The organism is Chlorobiota bacterium (assembly GCA_016710285.1).
Lineage (GTDB): Bacteria > Bacteroidota > Ignavibacteria > OLB7 > OLB7 > OLB7.
Genome location: JADJXR010000001.1, coordinates 2,241,734 through 2,256,731 on the forward strand (window position 1 = coordinate 2,241,734; position 14,998 = coordinate 2,256,731).

At 56.6% G+C, this 14,998-nt stretch carries 8 protein-coding genes; 6 read left to right on the plus strand and 2 right to left on the minus strand.

What is annotated here, in order from left to right; translation table 11 throughout:
- Positions 1–365 precede the first annotated feature (365 nt).
- From IPM61_08070 to IPM61_08080, 3 genes are read left to right on the plus strand one after another with little or no spacing between them, the layout of a single operon-like run.
- Entirely contained in the window at positions 366–1,193 is an 828-nt protein-coding gene (locus IPM61_08070; GenBank protein MBK8911275.1) for a hypothetical protein, read from the plus strand.
- Positions 1,159–4,161 carry a T9SS type A sorting domain-containing protein gene (locus IPM61_08075; protein MBK8911276.1) on the plus strand — a complete coding sequence of 1,001 codons (3,003 nt, stop codon included), beginning with the start codon at positions 1,159–1,161 and terminating at the stop codon, positions 4,159–4,161. Before IPM61_08070 ends, IPM61_08075 begins: the two co-directional genes overlap by 35 nt.
- A gap of 48 nt (positions 4,162–4,209) precedes the next feature.
- The gene (locus IPM61_08080) at positions 4,210–4,515 is read left to right on the plus strand and encodes a DUF4286 family protein (protein MBK8911277.1); all 306 of its coding nucleotides are present in this window, start codon (positions 4,210–4,212) and stop codon (positions 4,513–4,515) included.
- Between the two features lie 93 nt (positions 4,516–4,608).
- Here the strand turns inward: IPM61_08080 and IPM61_08085 are convergent, their stop codons facing one another.
- Positions 4,609–5,487 carry an enoyl-ACP reductase gene (locus IPM61_08085; GenBank protein MBK8911278.1) on the minus strand — a complete coding sequence of 293 codons (879 nt, stop codon included), beginning with the start codon at positions 5,485–5,487 and terminating at the stop codon, positions 4,609–4,611.
- A gap of 799 nt (positions 5,488–6,286) precedes the next feature.
- Here IPM61_08085 and IPM61_08090 point away from each other — a divergent pair.
- The 3 genes from IPM61_08090 (at position 6,287) to IPM61_08100 (ending at position 10,919) form a co-directional block, all read left to right on the plus strand.
- A complete protein-coding gene (locus tag IPM61_08090; protein ID MBK8911279.1) occupies positions 6,287–7,474 on the plus strand; it encodes a DUF4115 domain-containing protein in 1,188 nt (395 codons plus the stop codon).
- Between the two features lie 900 nt (positions 7,475–8,374).
- The gene (locus IPM61_08095) at positions 8,375–9,424 is read left to right on the plus strand and encodes a hypothetical protein (GenBank protein MBK8911280.1); all 1,050 of its coding nucleotides are present in this window, start codon (positions 8,375–8,377) and stop codon (positions 9,422–9,424) included.
- A gap of 163 nt (positions 9,425–9,587) precedes the next feature.
- On the plus strand, positions 9,588–10,919 hold the full coding sequence (locus IPM61_08100) for a vanadium-dependent haloperoxidase (GenBank protein MBK8911281.1): 1,332 nt from the start codon (positions 9,588–9,590) through the stop codon (positions 10,917–10,919).
- A gap of 263 nt (positions 10,920–11,182) precedes the next feature.
- Here IPM61_08100 and IPM61_08105 read toward each other — a convergent pair whose 3' ends face one another.
- The gene (locus IPM61_08105) at positions 11,183–13,861 is read right to left on the minus strand and encodes a T9SS type A sorting domain-containing protein (GenBank protein ID MBK8911282.1); all 2,679 of its coding nucleotides are present in this window, start codon (positions 13,859–13,861) and stop codon (positions 11,183–11,185) included.
- Positions 13,862–14,998: the final 1,137 nt, after the last annotated feature.

Below are 14,998 nucleotides of genomic sequence, written 5' to 3' on the forward strand. Positions count from 1 at the left end.
TGGTTGCCTGCCAGTAGTGTACCCTGTGCAGATAATCAGGCTACCCCGTAACCTATCGGGCTATTTCGGCCTCATACTGTTTAGCGTATTGCCGAAGCTGGTGGCCCGGGGGAGAAAAAAACATCCAAGAATACTGCTTGCAAAGCCGTCGTAAAATGGTAGCTTGCTAGCGGTTAAGAATTTCCCCCGTTCTCTCTTTCCCTTCTTCATCCTGCCTATGCGCCGTGGGTCCTTTCTGGACGCGCGCGTTTCTTTCACTCTATCGGGCCCAACTGCTGGGTAACACACGCTCTTTCCGTACTTGGAGCACTTATTGACATAACGTGGGCCGAAGGATTTCCAGCCTCCCCCTTCCGAACACAGCCATGAACCATACTACCAACCTCCTGTACCGCAGGCCGCAGCATCGCAGCCGGGCGGTTTGCCTTCTTGTTTGGATACTTCTGCTTGGCGGTGGCGGGTTGCTGCCGGCGCAGCAGGTCACCAGCGTGGGGAATCGCTTTATCCGCGCAAACGTGGTGACGAACGACCGTTCGGGGAAATTCGGAATCACCGCCGGGCCGGCGGGCCAGTTCAATCGCTTCCTCTACCAGACCGTCACGCTGATTACCAGCCACGTGATCTTCCGTGTGGACCAATCGAACGGAACCACCCGCTATGCCTGCAATGTGCCGGAACGATTCGGCAATGGAGTGGTCCCACGCCCACGCACGTCCACCGGCGATGTCCCGTTCAAGCCGTTCGATTCCGTCTATGTTTCGGCAGATACCATTGCCGTAACGTGGAAGAATATCTACGGCTACCGCATCACCATGCGCTTCGTTCCCGAAGCCTCCACCAGCGTCTATGACGACGGCGCAGATATGCTGCTGGAGTTCGAGTACGAGAAGATCATCTACTCCTTCGCCCGGCTTGGAATCTTGCTGATGCTGGACACCTACAACAGCCAGGCCAGCACCTTCAGCAGTGGCGGTTTTGGGGACCAAACCTCAATCGCCAGCGACCGAGGCCTCTGGAATGTGAACACCCCGGGCCGCGTCTTCGCCCCTCCATACGATCCTCCGCCCGATTTCTACCACATCGGCAATTTCCTTGCCGAAAACCCCATGAACACGGTCTTCCCAATTCACAAGCTGCGCGGGACCCACACGCCGTGGCGTGAAACTTACCCCGCCATCACTGTTTGTGATTGATGACTGGCGGCGGCTGCGTGCAAGCTCATGGTTCCCCCCGGGTGAGGTGGGCACCGAGAGTTTTGCTGACTGCGCAACGCTGACCCGGTGGGATAGCCTTGTGGGGAAAGGGGTAGTGCGGACCTCGTTCGGGCTGAACAATCGCGGCAGCAACGACATGTTCACCTGCCGCAACGGCGGGGTGTTCATTGACATCCGCACCAAACGGGTGATAACCCAAGCGGTGAAAAACGGCCCCTACGATTATGAGCAATTCGACGTTGAGATGTGGGTCTCGAACACCAGCACCCAGTATGCCGCAACGCCCTTTATTCGGCTGGATGAACCGATCGCTTCCATCCCCAACGGAACCGAGCGGCTGACGCTGGACGGGTCAACCCCGGCGATTCAACGGACCCAGCTTGGACCCGGCATGACCCAAAAGCTGCGGTGGCGATTGAACGTCAACCGCAACTCGTCCGATACCCAAGCGATTGTTCGATTCTCCTGGCGACGGCTTGTGGAAGATAAGTTCGGCCCGTTCACCGAAGCGTGCGAGCCGCTGGTGACGGTGCTTGGATTTATTGACCCGCCGCCGGATCCGCCAAAGGATACCGTGGCCCCGGTGATCGAGCCGATCAGTGCCGTGCGCGACTCCACCGCGCTTTGGGTTTCCCGCGTGATGGATCGCCATCTCAATTTCGATTTCGACACCGGGATTGATACCATTCGGGTGCTGGAAAACCTGGGGGATAACTTCACATTTACCGCCGACCCGCTTCCGTTCCTGCGGTGCGACACCTCGCAGGCGGTGTTGCTGTTTGCTCGCGTGAAGGATACCACAATCGCCGGGCGGCTGATCTATGAAGTGGCCGATTGCAATCGGAACCTGAGCTTCGACACCATCATCTACCGCCCGCGCCCCGATACCTTCCCGCCAACGTTCACCACGTTGCCAATTGGGGCCGAAGGTGGGACCGATTGCAATGCCCGAAGCTACCACGTGACCGTGGGCGACAGCGTGAACCAGTTCCCATTTTCCGGCGATCACGGTTTGGGGACCATTGAGGTTCTTGGCCCGCTGGTGAACTTCACTTCCCCCGACATCAACTTCGATAACGGCGGCGTGCCAATCAACAAGTTCGACCGGCGCGCAACCTTCCGCCTGAACGTGATTGACACGATGCTCCCCGGCGCGGCAACGATTCGCATTGCCGACTTTGCCGGGAACGACACGACGCTCACCCTTGCCTACTGCCCGCTTCCCGACACCGCCGCGCCGCGTGCCGTGGCGCAGTTCAATGCGGACCCGCCAGGCTGGAACGTGATCCTTACCGACACGCTCCCGTGGGACCGTGGGTTGCTGGAGGTGGTGCCGATTGCCAACCCGGGGAACAACGTCACGTTCACCCCGCCAACGATTCCCCCGGGCGCACCGGTCGCGCTTCTTCCATTTATCAGCGTGAACGATCCCCGCTTCGATGCGGAGATCACGCTGGAGGCCAGGGACTCCGTCTGGACAACGAATCCCACCGGGCACGCAACGCGGTTTACGCTCCGCTTCTCCAAAATCCCCGACACGCTTGCGCCGAACATTATCTTCACTCCGGTCCCCGGGACCTACGGCTCGGTTGCCGATGTTGAGGTGAACGATATCCACGTGATCAACAGCGAGGTGTACAAGTACGATGTTGGGTTGGGGGCAATCACCGTCACCTCGCTCAGCAGTAACATCATGCTTGCTTCGCCCATCACGTTTTCGCCTGGGGATAAGCGGGCAACGTTCAGGGTGCAGGTGATTGATACGCTGGCCTTCAATCGGCTGGACAGCATCTGCCTGGAGGCGGTAGATCTTGCGGGAAATCGGAGCAGCAATTGCTACTTCTACCCGGTTACGCCCGATGTCCACGCGCCAATTTTTACCGGCACGCTTTCCACCGACCGCACAACAATCACCGCCACCATCACGGACCAGCGGTTGTACGACCGCGGGTTGGGGTCGCTGCGGCTTATCAACGAGGAGAATCTGGAGTCGGGATTTGCCATCACGAATTTGGGGGGAGCGTTTACCGCGCAAGCAAGCATCAGGGTGATTGACCCCGAAAAGCCAATCGCCGGAACCCTTCTGCTGCGCGACCTTGTGGCCGACCGCGACAACTCCGTGGAGTCCCAGGCAGTGCACGCGGTGGAGCTTCCGTTCCGCCAAGCGGCGGTGGGGATTGGCATCCGGCTGCCGGGGTTGGTGGAAGGTGGTGAGGAGATTCGCGGGGCGGTGATTGCCACAACCGACATTGATCCTGCCGAGGTCCAGCAGATTGCTTTCACCGCTCAGTTTAGCGGCCAGGCGTTGTTTGCCGGGGCATTGGGGAATGGGTTCGCCGCCGTTCCCGATCCCACCAATGGGGCATTGCTCCGCGCCACGATTGAGGTTCAAAACGGAAAAGGATACCGGGTCGGGGATACGCTTGGAGTGCTCCGGTTTGCCGCCGGAGCCCAGACGGAGGTGATGGAGTTGCGGCTGGCAATTGTGCCGAACACGACGCTGGTGAACGGTGGCGTTGGAAGGGTGATTGCCGTGCAAAAACTGGGCGACCCGCTGGCCAGCACCCTGGCGTTGCCTCCGGTTTTCGCAAAGGTGAGTGCCGATTCCGTCACCGTTATCAATGGCTATTGCGACCGCGTGCTGGCCACAACCGGGGCGAACAACAAGGCCGTGGGAATGGCGATTCTGCAAATCCGCCCGCAGCCGAACCGCGCCGGCGAAACGGTGACGCTCGAGGTCCGCTCCCTTCCCTCCGATGCACGGATTGAGCTTGTGGCCGCCGATGGGCGCGTGGTGGAGCGGTTCAATCGAATCGAACCGACGGCGGCGGGTGCCATTTCGCGCGTGGTGGTGCAGCTTCCTTCCGGGCTTTCGGCGGGCGCGTACCTGCTGCGGATTATCGGCGGCGGCACAGAAACCGGGGAGCGGATTGTGGTGCGGCAGTGAGTGGGGAAGGCTGCGGATTGCAACCCACAAACCCAACGAACAACCTTGATGACGATCTACGAAGTAACCATCAACATCCAGCAGGATGCCGCCACGGAATATGAGGCGTGGCTGCGCGAGCATATCGGACAGATGCTGCAACTGCAGGGATTCCTTTCGGCCACGTGGACAACGGCGGAAGAAGCGGAAGGGGGAACGGTGACGCACTGCGTCCACTACTTCTTGCGCGACCGGGACGCGTTGCAACACTACTTCCTTCACCATGCCGAGGCGATGCGCCAGGAGGGGGTGCGGCTGTTTGGCGGAAAGTTCACCGCAACGCGCCGCGTGCTGAACGTGAAAGAACAGTGGTGAACCGCCCCCTGCTCAATCAAAGGGAAATGCAAAAACAACCGCGCCGAAGATTTCAGGAATCTTCGGCGCGGTTGCTTTTGATAGAATTCGGGATCACTCCCCTTTTATTGGCGAGAGGCCGGAGCGTTCGGCGCGGCCTTCATCTTTCAGGGCGTTGAACACCAGGTCAAGCATCGGCATGGTGATGCCCATCGAGCTGTAGCCGCCATCGTGGTACAGGTTCTGCATGGTGACTTTCCGGGAAAGGTCGCTCAGGATGGTGGTGACGTAATCGGCGCACTCGGCGGCGGTGGCGTTCCCCAGCGGTGAGATTCGTTGGGCGTACTCGAACATCTTGTCGAAATGCTCGATCCCGCTTCCGGCCCGCGTGTAGGTTGGGCTTTGCGAAATGGTATTGATCCGAATACCACGCGTGGCCAGCCGGCTGCCGTAGCTGCGCACAATCGCTTCCAGCAAAGATTTTGCATCCCCCATGTCGGAGTAGGTGGAGTAGTTCCGCTGGGCGGCAATGTAGCTCATGGCCACAATGCTTGCTCCGTTGTTTAGGGCCTCGTTCTTCAATGCCATGCTGATCATCCGGTGGAGCGACATTGCCGAGACATCCAGCGTCCGCATGTACCAATCGTAGTTCAGCGATTCGTACGGGATATTCTTGCGGATATTCTGCGACATCCCGATCGAGTGGACGATAAAATCCACCCCGCCCCACATCTCCTTCAGCTTGGCGAACAGCTGGTCCAACTCCTCGTTGTTTGTTGCATCGCAGGTGAACACCGGGGCATCGCCACACTGCTTGGCAAGCTCCAACACGGTCCCCACACGCATGGCAATGGCAACGTTGGAGATTGCGAACTCCGCCCCTTCGCGGTGGGCGGCAAGCGCAATTTGCCAACCGATGCTGGTTTCATCCAACGGGCCAAAAATGATCCCGCGTTTCCCCTTAAGCAAGCCGTATGATTGTTGTTCTGGCATGGTGTATCTCTGTCGTCCCTTACGATTGTTCTGATGTTCTGAAGATGTTCCGAATGGAGTAACCGGCGTTACCCTTCCACGAAAGTGCGCCGAAGCAGGGCGGGAAAATAAAACTTTCGGCAAGCAGAGAAGAATAATTGTTGGAATTTTTAAGATGCCAGCAGTGCTGCCCGCCCCACGGCTCCGGTGAATCGTGACCACTACAGATAGGATAGCCGCCCCGACCTCCGTCGGGATTGATAACAGGTCTTTAGCCTTCGGCACCTCGGCCCCAACTGAGTCGGGGTCACTACTCAACCTCACCCCCCAACCCCCTCTCCGTGACTTCGTTCCCGAACAACGCCAAAGCAACTGACGGAGAGAGGGAGCCGGAAAAGGGTAGCCGAAGGTCTTTAGCCTTCGGTGTCTTCTACCCAGCGGGGGAGGGTTGGGTGGGGGTGATACGGGTGAGGCCTACTGACCTGCCAACGCAGCCAGCCCCCTCCCCGAATTCTGGGGGAGGGGCTGGCAGAAATGGCGTGAGCTTCACAGAGAGACAGGGATCAACAGCACCAACCCATTTCCCCCCAGCATTGGGGGGACGCTTCGTCGCTTGCGGCGAAGCAGGGGGGCGCGGCGGCAATGCGATGCCGCCCATCCCTACTCAACCTCACCCCCCTATGATTTCCCCCAACCCCACAGGCCCGAACAATTCCGATCTCCTATATTTGCAACGGCTCCGCTTCTTGCGGTGGCCAGCCTCCTGTTGAACGTTACCGCATTCTCTCACTCTCCACACTTGTTTAGGGATAGCTTTTCCATGACCATTGGCCAGCAACTACGCGAAGCGCGCGAAGCGCAAGGGATGAGCATCGGCGATGTCTCACGCAAGACCTATATCCAACCGAAATTTCTTCAGGCGATTGAGGAGGAGAATGTTACCTCGATCCCAAACCCGCAGCGGCGGTTTTTTGTGCGCGATTACGCCCGCACCGTCGGGATAGATGCCGAGGCATTGCTTGCCCAACTCCCCGACACTCCACCGCCAACTCCGGTGGCCATTGCGCCGGAATCGCGAACCCCAACCCGATTCGATTCCGCCGACACCGAACGCCGCAGCACCTTCCCAAAATTCAAGCCGATGGCGTTCGGCGAGCAACGGCGGCGCAGCACCAACATGGTGAACTGGGTGATTGCTGCGGCCCTGCTTCTGCTGATTGGCGTTGGGGGATACTTGGCATGGAGTGGCGGTTTGTTCGGCGGGGGAACGGAGCCTGCGGCCCAGGCAGTCCAGCCGCCGCAGCCAAGCAACGAAGATTCCCCTGCGCAGATTATCAACGCGCCCGATTCCCCTGCGGCGGCTCCTGCCTCGGAATCCTCCTCCTGGCAGCCGGGGGACAGCATGACGCTGGTGGGGCGTGCCACTGCCCGCGTCTGGTTCGACGTTGTTTCCGATGGACAGCGCAGTTCCACCGGAACGCTGGATAGCGGCGTGGTGAAAACATGGCGTGCCATGAAAACCTTCAAAGTCTCGCTGGGGAATGCTGGCGGGCTGACGCTGACGTTGAACGACCGGAACATCGGCACGCTTGGGCCGCTTCGCACTGCCGTCCGCAACCAGGTGATTGACTCGGCGGGGGTACGCCGCCCGGGGGGCGTTCGCCCAACGGTTGCAGCCACCACAACAACGCCACCAACAGCAAAGCCAGCAACAACAAGGCCAACGGCGGCCACGCCACGCCAAACTGCGCCGGCAACAACACCAACCAACCGACCCACCAGCACCACGCAGCCGAACCGCGCCACGCAATCGGCAACCAACCGGACGACCACGCCAAGCCGTCCCGCAGCTTCGCCCGAAACAACTCAATCGAACCGAACCCGCACGCAATCGCAGCAGAGTACCGCATCCCCGCGCCGCCAACCAGCGCGGCGCACGCCAACCGTCCGCCCAATCGAGACCACCGAGCCGCGCCGCGTCCCCCGCGACCCGAACGCGAATCCGTGATGGGAAAGGGGCGGGGATTGGCGGGACAAGATAGCCGCTGAAAGGGTAGCCGTGCTGACCTCCGTCGGGGTTGATAAGAGGTAGCCGAAGGTCTTTAGCCTTCGGCGTCATCTTCGGCCTTCGTGCGCTGGCTCCGTGCGCGGCTCCCCCTCTCGGGAGGGGGCGGGGGGGTGGGTTGGGGACACCCGCGAAACCGCACCCATTTCCGAATCTCAGGATCAGAGCCTTCCGGGGCCAACGGAAACCGCCGCGTGTTCGGTGGTTCCCCCGAACCCACCCCGCCCTGTCGGGCACCCCTCCGTTGAAGGGGGGACGCTTCGGGAGCGTTGGTGAGAATTGGGGTAGCCGCCCCGACCTTCGTCGGGGTTGAAAAGGTAGCCGCCCCGACCTTCGTCGGGGTTGATAAAAAGTCTTTAGCCTTCGGCATCATCAGGCCGAAACCCCGTGCAACACCAGCCCTGAAGGGGCGGCTCATGCCAGCCCAGGGCACCGCCCTGGGAAAAGAACCATGCCTCGGCAATGCTAGCCCTGAAGGGGCGATCTCTATCCGGTGAGAGATGTTGTTGATGGTGTGGATGTTCGGGGAACGATTCCCGGATCCCCGGGATTTCCCGATTCCCAGGGCGTTGCCCTGGGCTGTGATAGTATGCCCCTTCAGGGCGAAGGAGGGGGACGCTTCGGGAGTTTTTGCGGGGCGGGGAATGAGAGATAGAGGTAGCCGCCCCGATTGAATCGGGATGACTCCGTTGGTGGGAAATGTGGAAACCCAAGTCGCCGGGGCGCACGGCGGGCATCCTAATTTCACTAACTTCGCCTTCCTTCCTATCGGGAACCTCTATCGCTGCTGTGGGTTCCGCGCTTGTTCTGCACCCAATCATACTCTCACATACCGTTATCGCAATGAAACGATCGTTACTCGTTCTGTTCGTGCTGGCACTGCTGACAATTGACCTTGATGTGGCCACCGCTGGTGGCGGCCCGTGGACCAACAAACCTGGGCAATTCAGCTTCACGTTTGGCTTTAGCCGCAAAACTGCTGGGAAGCTGTGGCGCAACGGCAAGCTGGAGGAACCCGCCGACAGCACCCTTGTTGATGGCCTGTTCCATGACTTCCAATACGCCTACTTCCAGCCGGAAATCGGGCTGTTCGAGAATCTCTCACTCTCGGGGAACTTCCTCTACCTGTGGGGATACGAGCGGGTGCAGAGCGACCCCAAAACAGGGAAACCGGTGAAGCCACATTGGGAGCTTAACCAGGGCCTCACCGATATGTGGCTGAACCTGAAATATCAGTTCCTTCAGGGTGATATTCCGCTGGCCGTCCAGGTCTCCTCGCGCTTCCCCGATTTGTACGATGAGGAGGGCCCCTACAGCCGCTACCTGATGCGCGTCACCACGCGCGACGAAGCGGTGAAGGTGGACGATACAACGTTCAAACGGGTGACCTACCGCGACACCTCCGTTGTGGCCAGCTCCGAATGGCGTGGGTTGCTGAAACGGGATTTGGGAATCCACCTGCTGGCGGGGCATTCGTTCGATGGCAATGGATATGCCCAGGCCGAGCTGGCCTACAACTTCCGTGAAGGAGCCTACGCGGACCAGGTGATCTTCCGCGCCGATGGTGGCTACAACGTCTGGAGCGGAAGCGGCATCACCCTGATGCCCAAACTTGCCTTCGACTACACCGCCGGCGTTGGCAACGGAGCCGTCCCCGACTCCACCGATCGCTTCTACTTCAAAACCATGCAGACCGTGCCCGGGACCCCGGTTCAAGCAAACCTTCCCACCGCCAACTACTACTTCAACGACGGAAGTTATGGCAGGCTGTATGGCAGCGTATCGCTGATGTACGACCGGTACGCGCTTGAGCTTGGCGGCGGGCGTTGGCTGTTCGGCGATGGCGCGCCGGTCTATACCGAGCTGTACGCCCAAGTTGGAGTAACCTTCTAACCACGGCTCCTTTTACGCCAGGCCCTCTCACCAAAACCATTGGCGCAGTGGGCCGCGCGACGTTGTTGCGAAAAATCCTGACAGATGTCAGCATTGCCCAAGGCACCGCACGATAACTTCTGTTGTGCGGTGCCGACGCATTCCCATTTAACCAGATAGAGCCATGAAACAAGCCTCAAAACTCTTGCTTGCTGCCGCTGCGTGTTGGACCCTGTGGCAAGCCACCGCTGCTGTGGCGGCGGTGCCAACGTACGACAAGGACGCGGCGAAGTACGTCCACCAGTGGGTCTGGACGCTGACCGATGCAATGGTGGATGAAATCCGAACGCCCTGCACCATCAGCCGGGTGTATAGCTACTGCAATGTTGCGGCCTACGAAGCTGCGGTGCCAGGCTATCCCGGATTCCGGTCCTTTGGTGGCCAGCTCAACGGATTGTCGTCCCTTCCCAAACCGCCGAAAACCCCGATTGACTGGCGGGTTGCGGCCATTGCTGCTTACCACCGTGTGGCCGGCAAATTGCTCTACTTCTACGACCGCAGCGATATGCGGTATGAGGACGACATTGCAGGCCTGAAGCAGGAAGGCGTTAGCCAAAAAGTGATTGATGCTTCGGTGAAGTATGGCGAAAAAGTCGGGGATCATATCATCGCATGGTCGGCGAAGGATGGCTTCCGCGAGGTGCAGGCAACGGGCGATTTTGAGTTCCCGAAAGGGGAGCAGTATTGGACCCCAACCCCTCCAGAATTTTCGCGCCCGGTGGATCCGTATTGGTCTCGTGTCCGTCCGTTCGCGCTCAGCAAAGCGGATCAAATCCTTCCCCCTGCTCCATTTCCATTTAGCAAGGATCCGAATTCGGAGTTTTACAAGGCGATGAAGGAGGTCTGGGAAGTTGGAAAAAACCTTACCAAAGAGCAGGACCTTACCGCAAAGTTTTGGGATTGCAACCCAATCCACTCCTTCCATTTTGGCCACATGGCGTTCAAGACGCGGCAGATTAGCCCGGCGGGGCATTGGATGAACATTGCGAAGATCGTTGCAATCAAGCAGGGGAGGGGGATGATGGAGACGTTGGAGGCATACGCCTTAACCTCGCTAGCCATTTCCGATGGCTTCCTTAGCTGCTGGACGGAGAAATTCAAGCACAACATGATTCGCCCGGTGACGTACATCAACCGGTACATGGATTCCTCCTGGAATCCGGTGCTGCAAACTCCGCCGTTCCCGGATCACTCCAGCGGTCACGCCACAATCTCGGCAGCGGCAGCAGTGGTGCTAACCAAGGTGTTCGGCGCGGTGCCGTTCGATGACGACACGGAGGTCTATCTGAATATGCCGGTGCGCACCTTCCCGAACTTTATGGATGCAGCAGCCGATGCGGCCCTAAGCCGTTTGTACGGCGGTATCCACGTGCGCCACTCCAACGAATCGGGAGCAAAAAATGGGCAGCAGATCGCAGAGTATCTGCTGGGGAAAGTGAGCACGCGCACGAAATAACGAAAGGAAGAAGCGAAAGCAACTCAGCTGGCAACTGCCCACCGCCCGCAGCAACCGAGCAATGCGCGCAGTAAGCGAAACGCCCCCTTGTATTGCTACAAGGGGGCGTTGTTTGTGCATCAATGACTCGCACCTAACGATGTAGGAGGAATGCTGTTGATGACGAGTGCTTAGCGTTCACAGAGAGGAACGGCCTCACCCTGCCTTCTCCCTTCCGTTTTCCATCAAGAACGCCAGCAACACGCCAAGCATGATGCACGGGATTATTTGACGACTTTTAGAACCGAGGTCGTCGTGCGTCCGTCCATGGTTCGGGCTGTGACGATATAGCTGCCATTTACTAACTCATTGGTTGATAGAGCAAGAACATGGCTTCCAGCTTGTATCGTCTGACTGTTGATGATCCTCTGAACCTCTTTCCCCTGCATATCGGTGACGACAATGCTCACGACCTCACTATGGAGCAATCCTAAAGTCAGTGTGGCACTGCTGGTTGCAGGGTTCGGTTGGATGTCTATCGTCATGCCACTTCCAATTGGTGGGATCATCCCCGCAGGCACATCCGCTGGTATGTCAATGCTGATACCCGCAACGGCTTGCTTTTCCACCGATCCCAGCAATCTCCCTTCGCGGTCGTAGAAGGACACGGTCACCGGTAGCGTAACAGGTGTCGTGGGATCCTTGATCTTTTTTGGATCAGGGCTGAACACTACTCGTACCGTGCAAGCACCAATGGATCGCGGCCAATCTCGTGGCTTCACTCCCAACCCCAACCCTTCCGATTCTGATGGGGTATAGGAAACCACGTTGCCTTTCGATTGCACTTTCAGCCACGGCGGGCATGTATCTGTGCTGTTCCCTGTGCTATCCTTGGTGCTATCAGGGGGTGGGGCGGAGACTGCCAGAATCTTTGCCTCTTCATCACCCAGCGCAATACTCATCGAAGCGGCACTATCTGGGGGCGTAATGCCAAGCTCAAAGATGCGTGGATTCAATGCCCGAATATCACCTCTAACTTGGACTATCGTATCGCTGTACCGTATGCGGCGTGGCGGCTGCCACAGATACTCAATCTCGCAGCTATCACCATCGCAATAACCGATCTTGATCTTCACAACGCCGGTATAATTCAGCGTGTAATCAACACCCAAGTTGAACTTCACGTAGCTGCCGGAAGCGGCTCCGTGGGTTGCTGGCGTGCCATCACATCCCAAGCGAATTTGGGTATAAGGATCAATCGCGCCGCCTGAGTTCGCCACAGTCCAGGAACGGGCTGATGGTGCGAACAATTGCCCGCCATTATGGTGCAATGCTGGTTCGTTCACAAACTTGATGTCCACGAACGAAATCTCCGATACGGGAAGTTTTACATTGCTGATAGTGAAGGTTCGCCAATCGGTCTGCGTTCCGCCAAAACGGTATGACGTAACCGAAAGTGGGTTCCCACAATCCTTCGGCATCCGTCGGCACTGGATGCAGGACTGCGTGCTGCAGGTAAACGTTTGGTTCCCCTGCTTAAACGTCCCAACCCACGTAATGCAAACATTCCCCGTAGCATTGGTAGCCGTGGTTTGGATATTCAGGCTCATCGGATTCAACATCGTGCAAGCGGTGTTGAAATTGAGCGTTCCGCTGGTGGTCCCGTTAATGCTTGCCGGGGTTGTGGAAAGGATGTTACACATAGCCGAGGAGACTGAGTTCACAACCCCTCCCGTTACTGTGTAGCTTAGTGACTGCAACGAAGCCCCATCGGCGTTACTGATATTCAATCTTGTTTCACAGCATTCACCTTCCTGTTCAGGAGAGCTAAACAACTGCTCGCAAGTCGGCTTCTTACAATTCAGGAAAGAGTAGGAATATGCCATGTTTGGCTCAACATCAACAATGTATCCATCCGGTGTACTTGCTGTCCAGCCAGCTTGCTGAGTCTCAGTAATTAAGTACCTGCCAGGAGCTGGAACATCTATGGTTGTGCAGCCCCGTCTGGCCGTTGTCACGGTTTGGTTGAAGCTGCTATCGCTCAGTCCTTTGATATTCATCGCCCAACCGGGCATTGATTCATCGCCGTCATCAATAATCCCATCACAGTTTTTATCCCAGTATTTGCAAAGGTTAATTTGGGAGGTAGCATTGCAAGGGCAACGTGGTGAAGTTAAGGATAGATTGTTGCTGCTAACGGAACCTACTATTTGAAGGGAAGTTGGGGAGCCGCCATCGTTCGTAACCAGTACCTGCAAGCAATATTCACCGGGATCTAATTTTACTGTGCTGCTAAAATGCTGATATGCATAAAAGCTAAAGGAAGTCATAGTAGGAACTATTGTTGCTACCACAGCATTCGTGCTACTATTTAACAAGTTGACTGTAGCAGCGTTATCAACTATGATGTCTAAGTCGAAGGTTATGCTATCTGATTTGCTTACACAAATCTGGCAGCGACGATAGTCGTAAATGCCACTAGGTAGGTTCCAAGTAGTCATATCCTGCACTGGTTGTAATGTGCGTGCGCCAGTCCCATTATATCCAAATAGCGTAACCCAGGGACGTCCATTAAATGCTCCATTGTTGGGGCTTGAAACAATATCCCAAAATTGATCCTGTACCTGTGCGGGCGTTAGGGCTGCTTGTCCATTGACAGGGTATAACGCCCCCGTAGTTGCATTGTACCCCGTACTAATATTTAGCCTATTTGTTGAGCAAGCTTTGATTGAATCAGGGTAACAATCGGGGCGGATTTGTGTCCGTGCTACTAATGCTCCTTGAACGTTCAAAAAATCAACCGTGTAGAGAGGGAAAACACCGCCTCCCATTGGTGAAATAGCTGCTAATTTGAACGCAGTTAGTGTCGGGTACATTGAAATTGGTGCACGATAGAATTCAATAGATGAGCCAATCGGCAACGCTGAATACCCTGGGGCAACCGATGCCACCAGCGTTGTCATTGTTGGAATCGATGGAGTAATTCGTATTGATAAGACATCGGTTCGAGCATTTGTGATATACAACTCGGCCGCACATCCAAATTGATTCCGCGTGAGTTGTACTGATACTGATACCCCAGAAGAAAGTTGTCCCCAGGCCTGAGTGCTACTACACACAGCCAAGATAGCGAAGGCCATCAGCAGGTGGAGTCTTCTCCATCTATGCATGAATAGTGCTATCGGTTTTCGGGTAATTGGTTGCTGTCTCATGATGGTTTCCCCCTTTCGTTTTTTCGTTAGGTTCGCGTCAGTCAAAGTTCTCCCATTGATCTCCGAATATCAGCGGGATCACGATGACGTTGTTGGTGGTAAATATCCGGTCAGTTCAGCGACTGTCAGCTGATCTGATGTTGTCCATGGTGTGGTACGTAGGACGTTTTTTCGTTAGGTTCGCGTCAGCCAAAGCTCTCCCATTGATCTCCGAATATCAGCGGGATCACGATGGCGTTGTTGGTGGTAAATGTCCGGTCAGTTCAGCGACTGTTAACTGATCTGATGTTGTCCATGGTGTGCGTAGGACGTTTTTTCGTTAGGTTCGCGTTGGTCAAAGTTCTCCCATTGATCTCCGAATATCAGCGGGATCACGATGACGTTGTTGGTGATAGATGTCCGGTCAGTTCAGCGACTGTTAACTGATCTGATGTTGTCCGTAATACAATGGGCGGACGGTTTGTACACTCTTCTCATAAAAAATCTTCTTTGTTTATCTCTGACAAATATCGTTATTAGCAAATAGGAGCAAGGATACTGGGTTATACTGGGTTTTTGTTGTGGGGTAGATATTGCCTTGCTGAACGCCTGCAAATATGCGTTGTTGGTGACTGGGAGCAAGGGTACTGGGTTGTACTGGTTTTTGTTGTGGGGTAGATATTGCCTTGCTGAACGCCTGCAAATATGGTTGTTGATGAATAGGAGCAAGGGTACTGGGCTATACTGGTTTTTTCATTGCGCAGTATGGTGTTGGCATTGCCTTGCTGAACGCCTGCAAATATGGTTGTTGGTGAATAGGAGCAAGGGTACTGGGCTATACTGGTTTTTTCATTGCGCAGTATGGTTGTTGGCATTGCCTTGCTGAACGCCTGCAAATATGGTTGTTGG